The sequence below is a fragment of the Proteus sp. FME41 genome, assembly GCF_014897315.1.
Taxonomy (GTDB): domain Bacteria; phylum Pseudomonadota; class Gammaproteobacteria; order Enterobacterales; family Enterobacteriaceae; genus Proteus.
Map to the genome: position 1 here is coordinate 94,852 of NZ_JABUYL010000008.1, position 18,550 is coordinate 113,401.

At 39.3% G+C, this 18,550-nt stretch carries 19 protein-coding genes; 13 read left to right on the forward strand and 6 right to left on the reverse strand.

Features of this window, described 5'->3' with window-relative positions:
- Nucleotides 1–846: 846 nt before the first annotated feature.
- From INT04_RS09350 to INT04_RS09365, 4 genes are all read right to left on the reverse strand, one after another.
- Nucleotides 847–1,503 (reverse strand): DUF799 domain-containing protein, encoded by a 657-nt coding sequence (locus INT04_RS09350; RefSeq protein WP_193015863.1) that lies wholly within the window; start codon nucleotides 1,501–1,503, stop codon nucleotides 847–849.
- Entirely contained in the window at nucleotides 1,500–1,853 is a 354-nt protein-coding gene (locus INT04_RS09355) for a DUF4810 domain-containing protein (RefSeq protein WP_193015864.1), read from the reverse strand. The genes INT04_RS09350 and INT04_RS09355 overlap by 4 nt, the downstream gene beginning before the upstream one ends.
- Before the next feature lie 24 nt (nucleotides 1,854–1,877).
- The gene (locus tag INT04_RS09360; RefSeq protein ID WP_193015865.1) at nucleotides 1,878–2,552 is read right to left on the reverse strand and encodes a CsgG/HfaB family protein; all 675 of its coding nucleotides are present in this window, start codon (nucleotides 2,550–2,552) and stop codon (nucleotides 1,878–1,880) included.
- A 483-nt stretch (nucleotides 2,553–3,035) separates the two neighbouring features.
- Nucleotides 3,036–5,375 (reverse strand): Tex family protein, encoded by a 2,340-nt coding sequence (locus INT04_RS09365; RefSeq protein WP_193015866.1) that lies wholly within the window; start codon nucleotides 5,373–5,375, stop codon nucleotides 3,036–3,038.
- 180 nt (nucleotides 5,376–5,555) lie between these two features.
- Here INT04_RS09365 and greB point away from each other — a divergent pair, with 180 nt between their 5' ends.
- The 11 genes from greB to INT04_RS09420 all read left to right on the forward strand — a co-directional run bounded on the left by greB (nucleotide 5,556) and on the right by INT04_RS09420 (nucleotide 15,641).
- On the forward strand, nucleotides 5,556–6,035 hold the full coding sequence (gene greB, locus INT04_RS09370; RefSeq protein WP_193015867.1) for a transcription elongation factor GreB: 480 nt from the start codon (nucleotides 5,556–5,558) through the stop codon (nucleotides 6,033–6,035).
- A gap of 148 nt (nucleotides 6,036–6,183) precedes the next feature.
- Nucleotides 6,184–6,906, forward strand: coding sequence for a two-component system response regulator OmpR (gene ompR / locus INT04_RS09375; protein WP_036933800.1), 723 nt, complete (start codon nucleotides 6,184–6,186; stop codon nucleotides 6,904–6,906).
- Nucleotides 6,903–8,243 carry a two-component system sensor histidine kinase EnvZ gene (envZ, locus tag INT04_RS09380; RefSeq protein ID WP_193015868.1) on the forward strand — a complete coding sequence of 447 codons (1,341 nt, stop codon included), beginning with the start codon at nucleotides 6,903–6,905 and terminating at the stop codon, nucleotides 8,241–8,243. The genes ompR and envZ overlap by 4 nt, the downstream gene beginning before the upstream one ends.
- A 208-nt stretch (nucleotides 8,244–8,451) precedes the next feature.
- Nucleotides 8,452–9,492, forward strand: coding sequence for a phosphate ABC transporter substrate-binding protein PstS (gene pstS, locus INT04_RS09385; RefSeq protein WP_193015869.1), 1,041 nt, complete (start codon nucleotides 8,452–8,454; stop codon nucleotides 9,490–9,492).
- A 76-nt stretch (nucleotides 9,493–9,568) separates the two neighbouring features.
- Nucleotides 9,569–10,528 carry a phosphate ABC transporter permease PstC gene (pstC, locus tag INT04_RS09390; protein ID WP_193015870.1) on the forward strand — a complete coding sequence of 320 codons (960 nt, stop codon included), beginning with the start codon at nucleotides 9,569–9,571 and terminating at the stop codon, nucleotides 10,526–10,528.
- A gap of 2 nt (nucleotides 10,529–10,530) precedes the next feature.
- Nucleotides 10,531–11,433 carry a phosphate ABC transporter permease PstA gene (pstA, locus tag INT04_RS09395; protein ID WP_193015871.1) on the forward strand — a complete coding sequence of 301 codons (903 nt, stop codon included), beginning with the start codon at nucleotides 10,531–10,533 and terminating at the stop codon, nucleotides 11,431–11,433.
- Between the two features lie 30 nt (nucleotides 11,434–11,463).
- Entirely contained in the window at nucleotides 11,464–12,240 is a 777-nt protein-coding gene (pstB, locus tag INT04_RS09400; protein WP_066749454.1) for a phosphate ABC transporter ATP-binding protein PstB, read from the forward strand.
- Nucleotides 12,241–12,254: 14 nt separating this feature from the next.
- Complete coding sequence (phoU, locus tag INT04_RS09405; protein ID WP_193015872.1) at nucleotides 12,255–12,989, forward strand: phosphate signaling complex protein PhoU; 735 nt, start codon at nucleotides 12,255–12,257, stop codon at nucleotides 12,987–12,989.
- Nucleotides 12,990–13,202: 213 nt separating this feature from the next.
- Nucleotides 13,203–14,042, forward strand: a complete 840-nt coding sequence (locus tag INT04_RS09410; RefSeq protein ID WP_193015873.1) for an ABC transporter substrate-binding protein — start codon at nucleotides 13,203–13,205, stop codon at nucleotides 14,040–14,042.
- Nucleotides 14,043–14,149: 107 nt separating this feature from the next.
- A complete protein-coding gene (locus tag INT04_RS09415) occupies nucleotides 14,150–14,887 on the forward strand; it encodes an amino acid ABC transporter permease (protein ID WP_193015874.1) in 738 nt (245 codons plus the stop codon).
- A gap of 1 nt (nucleotide 14,888) precedes the next feature.
- Nucleotides 14,889–15,641 carry an amino acid ABC transporter permease gene (locus INT04_RS09420; protein WP_193015875.1) on the forward strand — a complete coding sequence of 251 codons (753 nt, stop codon included), beginning with the start codon at nucleotides 14,889–14,891 and terminating at the stop codon, nucleotides 15,639–15,641.
- 55 nt (nucleotides 15,642–15,696) lie between these two features.
- Here the strand turns inward: INT04_RS09420 and INT04_RS09425 are convergent, their stop codons facing one another.
- Both INT04_RS09425 and INT04_RS09430 read right to left on the reverse strand, forming a co-directional pair.
- Nucleotides 15,697–16,209, reverse strand: coding sequence for a GNAT family N-acetyltransferase (locus INT04_RS09425; RefSeq protein WP_193015876.1), 513 nt, complete (start codon nucleotides 16,207–16,209; stop codon nucleotides 15,697–15,699).
- The gene (locus tag INT04_RS09430) at nucleotides 16,187–16,483 is read right to left on the reverse strand and encodes a DUF1778 domain-containing protein (RefSeq protein ID WP_109408979.1); all 297 of its coding nucleotides are present in this window, start codon (nucleotides 16,481–16,483) and stop codon (nucleotides 16,187–16,189) included. Before INT04_RS09430 ends, INT04_RS09425 begins: the two co-directional genes overlap by 23 nt.
- A gap of 309 nt (nucleotides 16,484–16,792) precedes the next feature.
- Here INT04_RS09430 and INT04_RS09435 point away from each other — a divergent pair, with 309 nt between their 5' ends.
- Both INT04_RS09435 and INT04_RS09440 read left to right on the forward strand, forming a co-directional pair.
- Nucleotides 16,793–18,145 carry an NCS2 family permease gene (locus tag INT04_RS09435; RefSeq protein WP_193015948.1) on the forward strand — a complete coding sequence of 451 codons (1,353 nt, stop codon included), beginning with the start codon at nucleotides 16,793–16,795 and terminating at the stop codon, nucleotides 18,143–18,145.
- 80 nt (nucleotides 18,146–18,225) lie between these two features.
- Nucleotides 18,226–18,537 carry a monooxygenase gene (locus INT04_RS09440; protein WP_193015877.1) on the forward strand — a complete coding sequence of 104 codons (312 nt, stop codon included), beginning with the start codon at nucleotides 18,226–18,228 and terminating at the stop codon, nucleotides 18,535–18,537.
- The last annotated feature ends 13 nt before the right edge of the window (nucleotides 18,538–18,550 follow it).

Here is an 18,550-nt window from a genome sequence, read left to right on the forward strand (position 1 = left end):
ACCTTCCAAAAGTGAACCGCTGATGTCTCATATCAGCAAACAGACATTCTGAATATCTGAATGAATAGTGTAACCAATAAATCGGGAACTGAATATGATCGAACAGGATATCGTATAAATCCTCTTATTGGCTTATTGATAGGCAATCACGCTAAAATATATGACGTGATATAAATCACATTACACAAAAATAGTCTTATCTATTGAAAATATAAGCAAATAAATTAAGTTTATTCAATAAGTTAGTTGATTTTTTCTATTTATAAATATCTATTGGTAGCTTTTGCATCGAGTTTAAAACGATATATTACTCAAAATACGATTTAAATTAATTAAATATCTCGTTATATTAATTTTATTATTCTTTTATTCTCTCTTAATTCGATGATTGTAATAATAGTAACAATTATATCTTTACCTCAATTATAATATTACATACCCTAGAACCAAACATTGATTAATATCCAACTCAGTCGTGTTTTGATTTGAATTTGAGGGTCATTTAAAGAATGAAGGTCGCTATATTACAAGGAAAGATAGCATCCCCCATACCTTCTCTTATTCTTTCTGATCTTTCTCTTATTTAATCAGTCTCTTTTATATACCCAAATTATGGATTATCAACCATGGAAGGAAACGGACTAGCAACCAAGGATGGTTTATCTCTTCAATAAAAATAGTACTCCATTCATTTTTTGTTATTATTTTTCATAAAAATCTACTCTCTTCTTTTATAGATAATAAGAATAATTATTATTTGGTAATAAAAAACAAATAAGGCTCTGTTTATTTTAATGTCATAAAACAGAGCCTTGTTCTTTATTACGATTACTTTATCGCAATTATTTATTCTGCTTCTTTACCATAATGAGGAGAGCGTGGACCATATAAAATGCCATTCGCTTTACCCGCTGAAAGCAAACGCACACTAGTTATTCCTGCAATTTGGTAACTTTTATCTGAGACGGTATTCACAATTTGATTCACAACAGCAGAAACCAACATACCCACTAAACTTCCTGATGAGCTTTCTGTTTCGCTGCTTGATGCCGTAGCAGAGCTACTCCAAAGCATGCCACCATTACGGAGATCAACAAGTTTGGCGCTCACAGTGACACGCGTATCGCTGGAAATCACTTGATATGATGTACCAAATTCAGTGATATCTAAGTATAAAACCGCATCTGCACCAAAGATTTCACGCAGCTTATTGGGGCTTACTGCATGAATATCCCCCGCCATAGATAAGCCGTTATGCTTAAAAGTTTCTTCAACCACTGCAACAGGGAAAACATAATAGCCCGCTTCAGCCAAAGGATATGTTACTTGGGATAAGAAACTGTGCCCAGCATCCACTTCTGTTGTATGATTTTGAGGGACTAACACTAAAATACTTTTGGGCTTACTTTGCTTAAATGCGGTGTAATCTGTTTTAACAGGTTGAGCACAACCCGTTAATACCAAGGCAAAAGCTAAGCATATTAAAGTGAATAAACGACTCATTTTTGCATTCCTTTGTTTTTCATCAGGCGATCCATAAACTCTGCTGATTCAGGGTAAAGTGCTTTTTCTTCATTAAATTCAACCATCGCTAAATCTAATGCGCCAGTCGCACCATATAACATGCCTAAATGGGCATGTAATCCTGGTGGAATACCTAGTGATTTAGCACGAGAAAGCTCAATGCTTTTCTTTAATGCATCAATTTGTGCTTGGGGATCACTTTCACTTTGTTGATAGTGCTGATGCACCACTTGTTGATAACTGTCCCAGTTATAGAGTGGCTTAGGGCCGCTTGCACAACCCGTCAGTAATAATGCCCCTAAAACAAGGCTTATTAATGATTTTGACATTGTTATATCCTTATAAAATGAACATTACTTCGCAGGTTGCCAAGTGTTACTTTCAATACCGGCCACTAAATTATTGACTGCTTCGCGGATAGCTAAATCAAGTACTTTACCGTTAAGTGTTGAGTCATAGCTTGCTGTACCACCAAAACCAATAATTTCACGGTTAGACAGTTCATATTCGCCAGCCCCTTGAGAGGAAAACACGACTTCTGACGTATTTACATTTACAACGTTTAAATTCACTTTGGCATAGGCAACTTGTGTTTTACCACGGCCTAAAATACCAAATAATTGGCGATCGCCGACTTCTTTACGACCAAATTCAGTGACATCCCCCGTAATAACGTAAGTTGCACCTTTTAATTGCTGGCTTTGACCTTTAATACCCGCTTCTTCTTTTAATTCAGATAAGTTAGCTCTATCCAATACATTAAAGCGCCCTGTTTGTTGTAAATGCGTCATTAAAATAGTTTTGGATTGATTACCTAATCTATCAACACCATCAGAGAATATTCCATTCATATAACTAGAACGGTTATCAAATTTACCAATAGAAATAGCGCTTTTAGCGCCTGTGTAAGTTGTGTTGTAAGTCGCGACTTTAGCAACGTCTAAAGAACGTGAAGATTCAGATGCACATCCTGCCAATAGCGTTGCAGAAATAACGATCAAACCAAGCGATAATTTATTTAAATTCATATTAATAACCCAATAAAGGTGAAATAAACCTATAGATATTTATTCTATTAATTAAAATAGAGTTGATATAACTAGAAATAATACTTTTCAGTTTTAGCTCATAGAAATTACACTTAAAAACCATAATAATAATAAGGTTAAAAAGATCATCAATTCTCATTTATAATATAAAGGTAATCAACGATGGGGAAAATAGCAGAGGCGTGATAAAAACCATAACAAATAGATATAGAGATAAAATAGAGAATACTTTATTTATTATTTTTTTAATATCGCTTAAGTCAGATTAAAACAAAACCAATTAAAAATGAAAAATAAAGGAGAGAAGATATAGACTGCTTTCTTTTTTATCAGCACGTTGTTATTAGAAAATAAACTTGAATAAGGTAAAATAAAAAATGTGATGCCATCAATATCCAATGACACCACATTCAATCACGTTAAAGCCTCTTGCTTATTAACACCGTTGCCATAAATGTGTAATTAGCGTTTTTTTCCAAATGCAGCGGCTAAAGCATCACCCATTGCACTATTTCCCGCATTGTTACCACTATTTGTTGATTGGCGGTTATGACGAACTGGCTTCTGCCCTTTGCTATTTTTTATTGAAGTCTCTTTACTTGGTGATGACGGTTTATTATCACTATCACCTGCCACTTCATCTAAACGCATCGTTAATGCGATACGTTTACGCGCTAAATCAACATCAAGAACCTTAACCTTAACAATATCACCTGTTTTAACCACAGTATGTGGATCTTCAATAAATCGGTCTGCTAAAGACGAGATATGAACGAGGCCATCTTGGTGTACACCAATATCCACAAATGCGCCAAAATTAGTCACATTAGTGACTGTACCCTCAAGGATCATACCGCTGACTAAATCCTTCATGGTTTCAACACCTTCAGCAAAGGTTGCTGTTTTAAACTCAGGGCGTGGATCACGTCCCGGTTTAGCCAGCTCTTTTAAGATGTCATTAATGGTCGGTAAGCCAAATTGCTCTGTAATAAATGCTCGTGCATCAACTTGTGCGATTAAAGCGCTATTCCCCATTAAATTGTCAATTTTTTGCTGTGTGGCTTGCAGGATATTTTCCACCACTGGATACGCTTCAGGGTGAACCGTTGATGCATCCAGCGGATTTTTACCATTGCGAATACGCAAGAACCCCGCACATTGCTCAAAGGCTTTAGGTCCCAAACGCGCCACTTTAAGCAACTGCTTTCTATCAATAAAACGGCCGTTCTCATCACGCCAATTAATAATATTTTGAGCAATAGATTGGCTAAGCCCTGCAACACGAGTGAGTAACGGTGCTGACGCTGTATTTAAATCCACACCAACACCATTCACACAGTCTTCAACAACAGTATCCAGTTTTCTCGCTAATTGTGTTTGGCTTACATCATGCTGGTATTGACCCACACCAATTGATTTAGGGTCAATTTTTACAAGCTCGGCTAACGGATCTTGTAAACGGCGGGCGATAGAGACCGCACCACGAATAGACACATCTAAATCAGGAAATTCATTAGCTGCAAGCTCTGAAGCGGAATATACGGATGCTCCCGCCTCGCTCACAATGACTTTCTGTGCTTTGACATCTGGGTAACGTTTTACTGTTTCAGCAAAAAAGCGTTCGGTTTCACGAGAAGCCGTACCATTACCAATCGCCACCAGCTCAACATTATGCTTAATACATAACGCCGCGACACTGGCAGCCGCTTTATCTGCTTGCCCTGTATGAGGATAAATCGTATCTGTGGCAATTAACTTACCTGTGCTATCGACAACGGCAACTTTTACACCAGTACGTAAGCCGGGATCAAGCCCCATGGTGGCTCGCATACCTGCCGGTGCTGCCATCAATAAATCATTAAGGTTACGAGCAAAAACATTAATCGCTTCTTCTTCCGCTTTTTCTCGTAATTGGCCCATCAATTCTGTTTCAAGATGCATTAAGACTTTAATACGCCACGTCCAGCTTACAACGGCTTTACGCCAACTATCCGCAGGCTGATTATTTAAACGTAATCCTAAATGCTCAGTGATCAGTTGCTCGCCATAACTCTCTTTGGGGGCTTCTTCAAATTGCGGATCAGGGTTGAGTGATAACTGAAGAATACCCTCGTTACGACCTCGGAACATCGCTAAAGCACGATGTGATGGCACATTTGCGATAGGCTCATGACTGTCAAAATAATCACTAAACTTCGCACCTTCGGCCTGTTTACCATCAATGACTTTTGCAACGAGATGGGCGTTTTTCCATAAATATTGACGAACTTTCGCTAATAAGCTCGCATCTTCTGAAAAACGCTCCATTAAAATATAACGTGCGCCATCTAAAGCTGCTTTCGTATCATCTACGCCTTTTTCAGTGTTGATATAAGCGATTGCCGCCTCTTCTGGATTATGTTTTGGCTCATTCCATAATAAATCGGCTAAGGGCTCTAACCCATTTTCAATTGCGATTTGACCACGAGTACGACGTTTAGGTTTGTAAGGAAGATAGAGATCTTCAAGCTCAGTTTTACTTTGTGTTTCACTAATTGAAGAACGTAATTCTGGCGTTAGCTTTCCTTGTTCTTCAATTGATTTTAAAATAGTTTGTCGGCGATCATTGAGTTCTCGTAAGTAACTTAAGCGAGTTTCTAATTGACGTAACTGTGTATCGTCTAACCCGCCAGTGACCTCTTTACGGTAACGGGCAACAAATGGCACCGTATTCCCTTCATCCAGTAACGTTATGGCCGAAAGGACTTGCTGAGGCTTAACCGTGAGCTCTTCTGCAATAATTCGGCTTAATGATTCATTCATAATATATTTACCTACCGAGAGGAATAATTTAAAAGAGGGCCATTATACACACGCCACACTAAAAAAATTTGGCAAATTTCCGATTACACTCGACAATTATGAGGAAAATAACAGATTAATTTATCATTCGCGCTATAGTATCTTTATGAAATTCAATGTTGATGATAATTTTAATTTGTAATGGCAAAAAGTAACTATATTACTCGTGATGGCTGGTATGCCTTAGACAAAGAGCTAAAATATCTTTGGAAAGAAGAGCGTCCTCGCGTCACACAATCAGTTTCAGAAGCAGCGGCTCAAGGCGACCGTTCAGAAAATGCTGAATATATTTATGGCAAAAAGCGATTACGTGAAATTGATCGACGTGTTCGTTTTTTATCAAAACGCCTTGATGAATTAAAAATTGTTGATCCCGATCCTCGCCAAGAAGGTAAAGTCTATTTTGGCGCTTGGGTCACGCTTGAAGATGATGACGAGAATGTCAGAACCTTTAGGCTCGTAGGGCCTGATGAGTTTGATCCTGCAAAACAATGGATTTCTATTGATTCTCCTGTTGCCAGAGCACTTATTGGTAAACAAGTTGATGATGAAATTAGTGTGCAAACACCAGGTGGTGAAGTTAATTACAGCGTATTATCTATTAAATATCATTCGGAATAAGACAAATAAACAGATTTATCCTCTTTTTGATTTCCAAAGAACAAGTTTTATCTATAAATTATTAACATTTATTCTTTGGTTTTGGTTTAATATCCTTATCGATGATAGAATTCGCTAATAAAAGCATTTGCACTTCGGGAGCTTAAAAATGCAAGAAAGTTATAAAGTGCTAATCGTAGATGATGATTTACGTCTACGTTCACTACTCGAGCGCTATTTGACAGAGCAGGGTTTTCAAATCCGTACTGCTGCAAACGCCGATCAAATGGATCGTCTGCTCACTCGCGAATCTATCCACCTAATTGTGCTTGATTTAATGCTTCCTGGTGAAGATGGCTTATCTATTTGCCGCCGCTTAAGAAGCCAAAACAACCCAATCCCTATTATTATGGTAACTGCAAAAGGGGAAGAGGTTGATAGAATTGTTGGGCTTGAAATCGGTGCGGATGATTACATTTCAAAACCGTTTAACCCAAGAGAATTATTGGCACGTATTCGTGCAGTACTACGTCGCCAAGCCAATGAATTACCAGGCGCACCATCACAAGATAATGCCATTATCTCTTTTGGTAAATTCAAACTAAACCTAGGTACACGTGAAATGTTCCACGAAGAAGAGCATATGCCTCTGACCAGTGGTGAATTTGCTGTACTGAAAGTATTAGTTTCTCATCCACGCGAGCCACTTTCTCGTGACAAACTGATGAGCCTTGCTCGCGGTCGTGAATACAGTGCAATGGAGCGTTCAATTGACGTTCAAATTTCACGCTTACGTCGTATGATTGAAGAAGATCCAACGCATCCTCGTTACATTCAAACAGTTTGGGGCCTTGGCTATGTCTTTGTTCCTGATGGAACCAGCGCTCAATGAGAAGGCTGAGGCTTTCACCACACAATAAACTGACACGTTCGTTATTTCTGGTTATCTCGCTACTTTTTTTTAGCTTGATAGCCAGCTATGTCGTTGTTCAGCACCTTATTGTAGGTCCAAGCCTTCAGCAATTTAATAAAGTATTGGCATATGAAATACGGACTCTAATGCCAGAAGAGCTTATCTTAGTAGATGGTACTCCACTTAAAATATCCCCCGCTTTACGCAATAAAATCTATAGTGAACTGGGTATCTCTTTTTTTGACAAAGGATCGGCACTTGAAGAAGGCCTTCATTGGGCAAAAGAAGATTCTGATCTAAGTGAACAGATGTCTGAATATCTGGGCGGTGAGACAGAAATTTGGATTGAAAACACACTGGAATACCCTGTTTTATGGGTGAATACTCATATTTCTCCCGATCTTTGGATACGCGTTCCATTGACTGAATTAGGACAAAACTTCTTACTGCCCGTTTATCGACAGGCCATTATTTTTATCATTATTGTTGTGGCCTTTTTCTGGCTTTATAATCGTTTTCAAAATCGCCCACTTAATGAAGTAGAGTATGCCGCTCGCCGTATAGGCAAAGGGGTTATTCCGCCGCCAATTCCTGAATCTGGATCGTCTGAAATGCGTTCAATTATTCGTGCATTTAATCAGATGTCCTCAGGTATTCGCTCATTAGATAATGATAGAACGCTTGTTATGGCGGGTGTTAGTCATGATTTACGCACGCCACTGACTCGTATTCGCCTTGCCACTGAAATGATGAGTCCTGAAGATAATTATCTTGCCGATTCTATCAATAAAGATATTGAAGATTGCGATGCGATCATTGGTCAATTTTTAGACTATATGCGCACAGGTAAAGAGATGTCTTTAGAACTGTGCGACATGAATAATCTATTACAAGAAGTTCTTTCAGCGGAATCTAATTCCGGTAAAATTAGTGAAGAACATCTTTATCCTGAATCCATTAATATCACCGCCAACCCTATTGCCGTAAAGCGCGCACTTGCTAATATGATTGTCAATGCTTCCCGTTATGGTCATGGCTGGATCAGTGTTTCAAGTGGTAAAAATGATGAATACGCGTGGTTTCAAGTCGAAGATGATGGCCCCGGTATCCCACAGGAAGATCGACAACGTCTGTTTCAACCTTTTGTTCAAGGTGAACAAGCCCGAAGCTCAACAGGTGCAGGTTTAGGATTATCCATTATTCGCCGAATTATGGATGCACATGGCGGGTATGTTGAACTTGATGATAGCGTTAAAAGCGGGTTGCTTATCCGAGCTAACTTTCCCCTAAAAGAACGTGAAGACGAAGACGATTAATCTATCTTCTTTATAAAATCACTTTTTGTTACACCATTCCCTTTCTGTTTTTCTCCTTTTTCTAAATATTTCATCCTTTTTTTACTTTGTCATAAAACTGTCACAATTAAGACATTTAATTGTCATCTAACTGACCTATTGTCTGTGCGTACCGTAACCGAAGTTGATAGATGTCGAAAATTATTCTACCTATCCCACAGGAGGGATTATGAAACTGATGCGTACCACCCTGACTAGTGTCATTGCCGCTGCGTTTTCAATGACCGCTCTTTCTGCACAGGCAACGACCTCGCTGACTGGTGCTGGCGCAACGTTCCCTGCCCCGGTTTATGCTAAATGGGCAGATTCCTATCAGAAAGAAACGGGTAACAAAATTAACTACCAAGGCATTGGATCCTCTGGTGGTGTAAAACAGATTATTGCAAATACCGTTGATTTTGGTGCTTCTGATGCACCTTTAGCGGATGATAAATTACAAGCTGATGGTTTATTCCAATTTCCAACTGTCATTGGTGGCGTTGTAATGGCAGTTAATATCCCTGGTATCAAATCAGGTGAACTGACCTTAGACGGCGACACTATTGGTAATATCTATTTAGGTAAAATCCAAAAATGGAATGACCCTGCTATCACAAAACTTAACCCCGGCGTAAAATTACCAGAACAGAATATCGCGGTTATTCGTCGCGCTGATGGTTCAGGGACGTCATTTGTTTTTACCAGCTACTTATCAAAAGTAAATAGCGCATGGAAAGATGAAGTCGGTGCAGGTTCTACCGTTAAATGGCCGACAGGTTTAGGTGGAAAAGGTAATGATGGTATCGCGGCATTCGTTCAACGTGTACCCGGTTCAATTGGTTATGTTGAATATGCTTATGCGAAACAAAACAACCTTGCTTATACTAAATTAGTGACTGCTGACGGTGAGGCTATTTCACCAACAGCTGACAGCTTTAGTGCTGCCGCAAGAAAAATTGATTGGAGTAAAAGCTTTGCACAAGACCTGACTAATCAGAAAGGTGAAAATGCATGGCCGATTACGTCAACCACCTTTATCTTAGTGCATCAGACACAGAAAAATGTCGAAAAAGGTAAAGAAGTCCTAAATTTCTTCAACTGGGCTTATGACAAGGGTAATCAGGAAGCGAAAAACTTAGATTACGCCGTATTGCCAGCAGAAGTTGTAGAACAAATTCGTGCAGCATGGAAAACAAGTATCAAAGACAGTAATGGTAAACCGATTTACTAATAAGACCGGTAACCATTAAGAGATAAGTTAACGTTCACCCCCTGCTAACAGGGGGTAATAAATTAAAAGAGGCTTTATGGCCGAGCACACAACGGTAATAAAGGCCCCTAGTAAACGAGGGGACGTTATTTTCAGCGCACTAGTCCGTCTAGCTGCGTTGATTACGCTTTTGCTTTTAACAGGTATCATTGTTTCACTGATCTTCGCCTCATGGCCAAGTATTCAACAATTTGGCCTGTCATTCTTATGGACAAAAGAGTGGGATCCACCAGCACAAGAATTTGGTGCATTAGTGCCTATTTATGGCACCATTATAACCTCAATCATTGCATTGGTTATTGCCGTGCCAGTCAGCTTTGGTATCGCCCTTTTCTTAACCGAATTAGCACCTAATTGGTTAAAACGCCCATTAGGTATTGCTATCGAGTTACTCGCCGCCATCCCAAGTATTGTTTATGGTATGTGGGGACTGTTTGTCTTCGCCCCCCTATTTGCTGCTTATTTCCAAGAGCCCGTAGGTAATGTGCTTTCATCTATTCCTATTGTGGGTGAGCTGTTCTCTGGCCCAGCATTTGGTATTGGCATCTTAGCGGCGGGTGTTATCCTCGCTATCATGATCATTCCTTATATCGCCTCTGTTATGCGTGATGTGTTTGAACAAACACCAGTGATGATGAAAGAGTCTGCCTACGGTATTGGCTGTACAACATGGGAAGTGATTTGGAATATCGTTCTACCTTATACTCGTAATGGGGTGATTGGTGGCGTCATGCTGGGGTTAGGTCGTGCTCTAGGTGAAACCATGGCAGTCACCTTTATTATCGGTAATACCTACCAATTGGATTCCGTCTCTCTGTTTATGCCAGGTAACAGCATTACGTCCGCATTAGCTAATGAATTTGCAGAAGCAGAAACAGGATTACATACTGCGGCATTGATGGAATTAGGCCTTATCCTGTTTGTCATCACCTTTATCGTACTTGCGATTTCTAAGTTTATGACATTACGTTTATCTAAAAATGAAGGGACGCGCTAATTATGTCTAAAACATCCTCTTCTTCATTACAGATTCAAACAGAAAGTGAATTGCGTGTCCGCCATAAACGCCAACTTTGGCGTCGTCAGAAAAATCGTATCGCGCTATTCTTGTCTATCTCTACAATGGCATTCGGCCTTTTTTGGTTAACGTGGATCCTATTTTCCACCATCACAAAAGGTGTCGATGGAATGTCTTGGGCCCTTTTCACTGAAATGACACCGCCACCTAATACAGATGGGGGTGGATTAGCTAACGCCATCATGGGTAGCGGATTACTCATTTTATGGGCCACCGTAATTGGAACACCATTAGGTATTCTTGCTGGTATCTATCTTGCCGAATATGGTCGTCGTTCATGGCTTGCAGAAACGACTCGCTTTATTAACGATATCTTGCTGTCAGCACCCTCAATTGTTGTTGGACTCTTTGTCTATACCATTGTAGTCGCACAGATGCAGCACTTTTCAGGATGGGCAGGTATTATCGCGCTGGCTTTACTGCAAATTCCTATCGTTATTCGTACTACTGAAAACATGTTGAAGTTAGTCCCTGATAGCTTACGCGAAGCTGCTTACGCATTAGGAACACCAAAGTGGAAGATGATCTCTAAAATCACCTTAAAAGCCTCGGTATCAGGCATTATTACGGGGGTATTATTAGCGATTGCACGTATTGCGGGTGAAACTGCACCACTGTTATTTACTTCACTATCAAATCAATTCTGGAGCACAGACCTAAACGAACCGATAGCTAACTTACCTGTGACTATCTTTAAGTTCGCCATGAGTCCTTTTGCACAGTGGCAAGAGCTTGCCTGGGCTGGCGTATTACTTATCACCCTCTGTGTTCTATTTATTAATATTATCGCGCGTGTTGTTTTTGCTAACAAAAAACACGGTTAACGCATAAAGCTAAGTGAGAGAGAACGTTTAATGACTATGGCTAATGATAACGCAGGAAACAAAATCCAAGTTCGTGATTTGAATTTCTATTATGGAAAATTTCATGCGCTGAAAAATATCTCATTAGATATTGCCAAAAATAAGGTAACAGCATTTATCGGGCCTTCAGGCTGTGGTAAATCCACCTTACTGCGTACTTTTAACAAAATGTATGAGCTTTATGGCGAACAACATGCTGAGGGCGAAATCCTGTTAGATGGCAATAATATCCTGACAGATAAGCAAGATATTGCGCTATTACGCGCCAAAGTAGGCATGGTATTCCAAAAGCCAACACCATTCCCAATGTCAATTTATGACAATATTGCCTTTGGTGTGCGTTTATTTGAAAAACTGTCTCGCGCCGATATGGATGAACGCGTTCAGTGGGCATTGACCAAAGCCGCATTATGGAACGAAACCAAGGATAAATTACATCAGAGTGGATATAGTTTATCAGGCGGTCAGCAACAGCGTTTATGTATTGCTCGCGGTATCGCTATCCGCCCTGAAGTGTTATTGCTTGATGAGCCTTGTTCAGCACTTGACCCAATCTCTACAGGTCGTATTGAAGAGCTTATCAGTGAGCTCAAATCAGAATATACCGTGGTTATCGTGACGCATAATATGCAACAAGCCGCACGTTGCTCTGATTACACCGCATTTATGTATTTAGGCGAATTAATAGAATTTAGCGATACGGATACGTTATTTACGCGTCCTGCGAAAAAACAAACTGAAGATTACATCACTGGGCGTTATGGCTGATAACGAGGCAACTAATGGATAATTTAAATCATAATAAGCATATTTCTGGTCAATTTAATGCTGAGTTAGAGCATATCCGTACTGAACTCATGGTGATGGGTGGGCTTGTTGAAGAACAACTGAAAAAAGCCATTATGGCAATGCATAACCAAGACCAAGCATTAGCTAATGAAGTAATCCAAGGCGACCATAACGTCAATATGATGGAAGTCGCCATTGATGATGCTTGTATGCGGATCATCGCCAAGCGCCAGCCAACCGCGAGTGACTTACGTTTAATCATGGCGATATCAAAAACAATCGCTGAGCTAGAACGTATTGGTGATGTGGCTGAAAAAATCTGTAAAACGGCACTTGAAAAGTTTTCACACCAACATCAACCGCTATTAGTAAGCTTAGAGTCTTTAGGTCAACATGCAATACAAATGCTTCATGATGTCCTTGATGCGTTTGCCCGCATGGATTTAGCTGAAGCTGTACGTATCTATCGTGAAGACGCTAAAATTGATAATGAATATGAAGGTATTGTCCGCCAATTAATGACTTATATGATGGAAGATCCTCGTACGATTCCAAGCGTATTAACAGCTCTATTTTGTGCACGCTCTATTGAGCGCATTGGTGATCGTTGTCAGAATATTTGTGAGTTTATTTTCTACTACGTTAAAGGTCATGATTTCCGCCATATCGGTGGTGACCAAGTTGAAAAAATGCTGACAAAAAGTGATGACAGCAATACCTCTAAATAAATTTACCTCTCTTTTTTTCTCTTAAAAATAGCGGCGCTCATGCCGCTATTTTTTTATTCTCTCACCGATAAAAACGGCGGTTGATCAACATCACCTCCTATCTTATTCCTTAAAAGCATATCTATATCAATTTTTATTATTTTATGAACTTAGATCAACTTGGTAGCGTGATACGCAACATAACGATGATAATTCTTTTCTTTGGGGTGAATAATGAAATTACGTGTTTTGGCTACCGCATTAATTGCAGGCTCGGTACTTTTCTCAGGTATTGCAAAAGCTGACAAACTCGATGATATAAAAAAAGCAGGTGTAGTTCGCATCGCAATTTTTGATAGCAACCCGCCATTTGGCTTTATTGATCCTCAAACCAAAAAACTGGCGGGTTATGATGCTGATATTGCCAATGAAATTGCTAAAGATTTAGGCGTAAAGCTGGAGCTACGTCCAACAAACCCAGCAAACCGCATTCCACTATTAAGCTCTAAAAAAGTCGATTTAATTGCAGCCAATTTCACCATTACGGATGAACGTGCCAAGCAAGTTGATTTCTCTGTCCCTTATTTTGCAACAGGCCAAAAATTTATTGCACGCAAAGGGGTTTTAACTAACCCTGAACAAATTCACTCACTGCGTATTGGGGCTGATAAAGGTACTGTTCAAGAAATCACATTACGTGAACGCTACCCTGATACCAAAGTGATCTCTTATGACGATACACCACTGGCTTTCGCTGCATTACGCAATGGTAACGTACAAGCCATCACACAAGATGATGCAAAATTAGTGGGCTTATTAGCCAATCTTCCGGATGCCATTAAAGCCGATTTTGAAGTGTCATCCTTTAGCATTACGCGTGAATACCAAGCAGTCGCTGCAGCTAAAGGTGAAGAGCGTTTAATTAATGAAATCAATAACACGCTATTAAGATTGGAAAAAGAAGGTAAAGCAGACGAGATCTACAACCGTTGGTTTGGCCCTGAAACAAAATCAGCTCAACCTCGTGGTGACTTTAAATTTGCGCCATTATCAGCGCAAACACCTCAGTCTTAATCGTTAAAAAGTGATAACACACTCAATTCACGAGTAGCTTCGTTATTCCTTGATAACAACATCAACCCCGCTTTGGCGGGGTTTAGCGTCTACAATAGGCAATCGTTATGTTTGAGCAATTTATTTCACATTATCTTCTTGCGCCACACTATTTAAGCTGGCTTTGGAAGGGTTTTTTAATCACCTTGCTTATCTCTTTTTGGACGATTGTCATCGCGACATTAATGAGTTTTGCTCTTAGTGCCGCAAGAGATAGTGCATTTGCACCATTACGTTGGTTAGCCGCTGCTTATACCTCGCTGTTTCGTAATACACCGCTATTAGTTCAGCTCTTCTTTTGGTATTTCGCCTCAGGCGAAATTTTGCCACAAAGCGCTATGATGTGGTTAAACACGCCTCATGAAATTTCAATCTTAGGGTTAACACTCTCTTGGCCTTCTTTTGAATTTTTCGCGGGTATTATTGGCCTGACGTTTTATTCCACACCATTTATTGCTGAAGAGCTAAGAGCAGGAATTCAAGGGGTACGACAAGGACAAAAACATGCCGCCTTGGCATTAGGATTAACACAATGGCAATCCATGCGTTATGTGATTTTGCCACAAGCTATTCGTATTGCACTTCCCCCCTTATTAGGCCAATACATGAATGTGATAAAAAATTCATCACTCACAATGGCTATCGGTGTAGCCGAGCTTTCTTACGCATCAAGACAAGTCGAAACAGAATCTTTACGCACCTTTGAAGCCTTTGGTGTTGCAACGGTTCTGTATATTGCGGCAATAGCCTTAATGGAAGCGTGGGGACAATGGCATCAGCAACGTAAATTAGCACAAGGATATTAAGATGGACTTTACTGTTATTGCTGATAACTGGCAGTACTTACTCTTTGGTGCTTATCCTGATGGGCCTTTAGAAGGTGCAGCGCTGACCGTCTTTATCAGTATCATTGCGGGTATTGCATCTATTATTTTAGGCACATTAGGGGGTATTGCGCTGGCAATGCTCAGAGGTATCTGGGTTAACCTTTTCGCAGCTTTTTTAGGTTTTTTCCGCGCTATTCCCGTCATTATGTTGATATTTTGGGTCTATTTTTTATTGCCTGTTGTATTGGGGATGGAAATACCTGAAATCACCACCGTAATTTGTGCATTAGCTTTAATCACATCGTCTTATATTGCGCATGGCGTTAAAGCCGGTATTTTGGCGATTGGCAAAGGACAATGGCAGGCGGGATTATCGTTAGGTTTTAATCGCTGGCAAGTGCTATGGCATATCGTATTGCCGCAAGCATTACGCATGATGGTGCCTTCATTTATTAATCAATGGATAGCCTTAATTAAAGATACTTCATTAGCTTATGTGGTGGGTGTCGGTGAACTTTCGTTTTTAGCGACACAAGTCAATAACCGCAGTATGGTTTATCCAATGGAAGTCTTTCTGTTCGTTGCTTTTATCTATTTTATTCTCTGTTTTTCATTGGAAATTATTGCCAATAGAGTGGCTAAATTATTCTCAACACAAAAAGAGAAACGCCCTTTTTGGCAAATGGTGTTGCCATTTAAACAACAATCTTTTTTTAAGAAAGAAGTGGGATAAAAAAAGAGACTAACTTATTGTTTTAATAAAATAAGTTAGTCTCTTTATAATTAATTTATTCATTATCAACGAGACTTATTACCGCTTTAGCATTCGCCATAGTCATAAATAAACGATATTCATTTTGGCTAAATGAAGAAAAACCTAATCCTTGATACATACTTTTTGCAATATCATGTTTTGCATCCACGATAATCATGGGTATTGGAATATTACCTGATGAATTTATTGCCTTTCTTACAGCATCAACTAATAAAATAGATCCTAAACCTTGGCGTTGATACTGCTGACTAATTGCTAACCGCCCGATTAATACGCAATAGAGCTCTTTGGGATATTTTTTCCCGATTTCTTGCGGTAATTCATCTAAATCGATAGTACACAATGCTAATGAATAAAATCCTTTAATTTTTGTAGGCTCGATTTCACTTGTTAATACAAAAGTACGTGCTAAATCGTTTTCATGATGTTGATTGGATATTGCTTTCAAGTAGTTATTAAGTATTTTATCGCCACAATCAAAAGACGTTCTATCATGTATTTTTTTATTCAGAGGACTTATTTTCATCAAGAATTGTTTCCTTATGCTTGCGCGCGGCACGAAGGAAGCGATCATTTATTTCGATTGGTTTTTCCAATGCATTAATAAAATCTAAAGCGTCTTCCTGACAAAGTTTAATACGCATATCTTGCTCGATTAGCCGTTTAGCTTCAGCAATAGCTGCTTGTACAATAAAACTATTTAAACTCGTATAACCTGATAATGATAAAGCCTTTTCTAACAAAATTTTCATTTCGGGACTAATACGCGTTGTGATCCTTTCATTTGATAAAGTAGGCATAATTCCTCCACCTCTTTATTAAAACTTATTTAATAGCTGTTATTTATAAAACTAGTAAAACTTCAAAACAGCTCACTTTTCAAGCAAGATAATATAATCAAATTTTAACAAAGTAAATGAAATGTGACATTTTGACGCCATACAATTATTAGCACGAAACTAAACTTAGTTTATTAAATATCTCCGTCTATTTTTGATGTCTTCACTGTAGCGCTCTACGCAATCGATTACTTTTTTAGGTGCAGTTATGGTTTTATTTGTGTAGGATAAAGCGAAAAACATTTTTTTTGGGATCTTTTGTCTATGAGCATGTCATCACCAAATTCTGTACCACAGGGTTTGCTCCAACGCCTGTTTAAGCTACAAGAACACGGCACAAACGCTCGCACCGAACTGATTGCGGGTATCACGACTTTCTTAACGATGGTTTATATTATCTTCGTTAACCCTCAAATCCTTGCTGCTGCCAATATGGATATCAAAGCCGTCTTTGTGACCACTTGCTTAATTGCGGCTTTCGGCAGTATTTTAATGGGATTAGTGGCGAATTTACCTATTGCGGTTGCCCCTGCTATGGGCCTAAATGCGTTCTTTGCCTTTGTGGTTGTAGGCGCAATGGGCTATTCATGGGAAGTCGCTATGGGTGCGATTTTCTGGGGTGCGGTAGGACTCTTTTTACTGACCCTTTTTCGGATTCGTTATTGGATAATTGCCCATATCCCGTTGAGTTTACGTGTGGGTATTACTAGCGGTATTGGTCTTTTTATCGCCATGATGGGCTTAAAAAACTCCGGTATTATTATTCCTAATAACGATACCATTGTGACTATTGGTAATTTTGCCTCTCATAACGTGTTATTAGGTGCATTAGGCTTTTTTATTATCGCCATTCTTGCTGCTCGTAATATTCATGCGGCTATTCTTATCTCTATTGTTATCACCACTGTTATTGGCTTGTTATTAGGCGATGTCACCTACCAAGGCGTTTTCTCTCTACCTCCTTCTATCACCACTGTTGTTGGTAAAGTCGATATTATGGGAGCCTTAGATATCGGCCTTTCTGGTGTAATTTTTGCCTTTATGTTGGTTAACTTATTTGACTCCTCTGGCACATTAATTGGTGTGACCGATAAAGCAGGTTTAACGGATGACAAAGGCAAGTTTCCACAGATGAAACAAGCCTTATACGTTGATAGCTTAAGCTCAGTTGCCGGCTCGGCAATGGGCACATCTTCTGTAACTGCCTTTATCGAAAGTACTTCCGGTGTTTCTGTCGGTGGGCGTACAGGCTTAACTGCGGTCGTTGTCGGTATTCTTTTCTTACTCGCAATTTTCTTATCACCGCTTGCAGGGATGGTACCAAGCTATGCAACGGCAGGGGCGCTAATCTATGTGGGTGTATTAATGACCTCCAGCTTAACGCGGGTGAAATGGGATGATTTAACAGAGTCTGTTCCCGCCTTTATCACTGCGGTGATGATGCCGTTTAGTTTTTCAATCACCGAAGGTATCGCTCTGGGCTTTATTGCCTATTGTGTCATGAAGATAGGGACTTTCCGCTGGAAAGAAATTAACCTGTGTGTAGTCATTGTTTCATTGATGTTTATTTTAAAAATATTGCTGATTGATACTCATGTGATTGATTTGAATTCTTTATTCTAATATTCAATAAATTAATATCATCATGATACAGATAAAACGGCACCAATAATGTGCCGTTTTTTATAAGAAAAGAGGTGATTATGCACGTTCTTCTACAAGTCGATTTCCCTTATCATGGTCCTTTCGATAATGAAATGACACAAGCTATGGATGCATTATCTTCATCAATCAACCAAGAGCCTGGCTTTATTTGGAAAATTTGGACTGAAAATAAAGAAACACAAAAAGCAGGCGGGATTTATCTTTTTGATTCAAAAGAAAATGCTCAAGCTTATTTAGAGAAACACAGCGCTCGATTAAACTCTTTTGGTATTCCAGAAGTACGTGGTGATATTTTTGCAGTAAACCAAGCTTTAAGCTTAAAAAATCAAGCCTCTTTTTTGGCTAAGTAGCTAAAAGCACAAG

Excerpts from the sequence above, each read along its gene's own strand:
- pstS (WP_193015869.1), top strand. The coding sequence starts at position 8,452 with ATGAAACTGATGCGTACCACCCTGACTAGTGTCATTGCCGCTGCGTTT.
- INT04_RS09430 (WP_109408979.1), bottom strand. The coding sequence starts at position 16,483 with ATGCCTACTTTATCAAATGAAAGGATCACAACGCGTATTAGTCCCGAA.
- pstA (WP_193015871.1), top strand. The coding sequence starts at position 10,531 with ATGTCTAAAACATCCTCTTCTTCATTACAGATTCAAACAGAAAGTGAA.
- phoU (WP_193015872.1), top strand. The coding sequence starts at position 12,255 with ATGGATAATTTAAATCATAATAAGCATATTTCTGGTCAATTTAATGCT.
- INT04_RS09360 (WP_193015865.1), bottom strand. The coding sequence starts at position 2,552 with ATGAATTTAAATAAATTATCGCTTGGTTTGATCGTTATTTCTGCAACG.
- INT04_RS09415 (WP_193015874.1), top strand. The coding sequence starts at position 14,150 with ATGTTTGAGCAATTTATTTCACATTATCTTCTTGCGCCACACTATTTA.
- pstB (WP_066749454.1), top strand. The coding sequence starts at position 11,464 with ATGACTATGGCTAATGATAACGCAGGAAACAAAATCCAAGTTCGTGAT.
- ompR (WP_036933800.1), top strand. The coding sequence starts at position 6,184 with ATGCAAGAAAGTTATAAAGTGCTAATCGTAGATGATGATTTACGTCTA.
- INT04_RS09355 (WP_193015864.1), bottom strand. The coding sequence starts at position 1,853 with ATGTCAAAATCATTAATAAGCCTTGTTTTAGGGGCATTATTACTGACG.
- INT04_RS09350 (WP_193015863.1), bottom strand. The coding sequence starts at position 1,503 with ATGAGTCGTTTATTCACTTTAATATGCTTAGCTTTTGCCTTGGTATTA.
- INT04_RS09435 (WP_193015948.1), top strand. The coding sequence starts at position 16,793 with ATGTCATCACCAAATTCTGTACCACAGGGTTTGCTCCAACGCCTGTTT.
- envZ (WP_193015868.1), top strand. The coding sequence starts at position 6,903 with ATGAGAAGGCTGAGGCTTTCACCACACAATAAACTGACACGTTCGTTA.
- greB (WP_193015867.1), top strand. The coding sequence starts at position 5,556 with ATGGCAAAAAGTAACTATATTACTCGTGATGGCTGGTATGCCTTAGAC.
- INT04_RS09425 (WP_193015876.1), bottom strand. The coding sequence starts at position 16,209 with ATGAAAATAAGTCCTCTGAATAAAAAAATACATGATAGAACGTCTTTT.
- INT04_RS09365 (WP_193015866.1), bottom strand. The coding sequence starts at position 5,375 with ATGAATGAATCATTAAGCCGAATTATTGCAGAAGAGCTCACGGTTAAG.
- INT04_RS09410 (WP_193015873.1), top strand. The coding sequence starts at position 13,203 with ATGAAATTACGTGTTTTGGCTACCGCATTAATTGCAGGCTCGGTACTT.
- INT04_RS09420 (WP_193015875.1), top strand. The coding sequence starts at position 14,889 with ATGGACTTTACTGTTATTGCTGATAACTGGCAGTACTTACTCTTTGGT.
- INT04_RS09440 (WP_193015877.1), top strand. The coding sequence starts at position 18,226 with ATGCACGTTCTTCTACAAGTCGATTTCCCTTATCATGGTCCTTTCGAT.
- pstC (WP_193015870.1), top strand. The coding sequence starts at position 9,569 with ATGGCCGAGCACACAACGGTAATAAAGGCCCCTAGTAAACGAGGGGAC.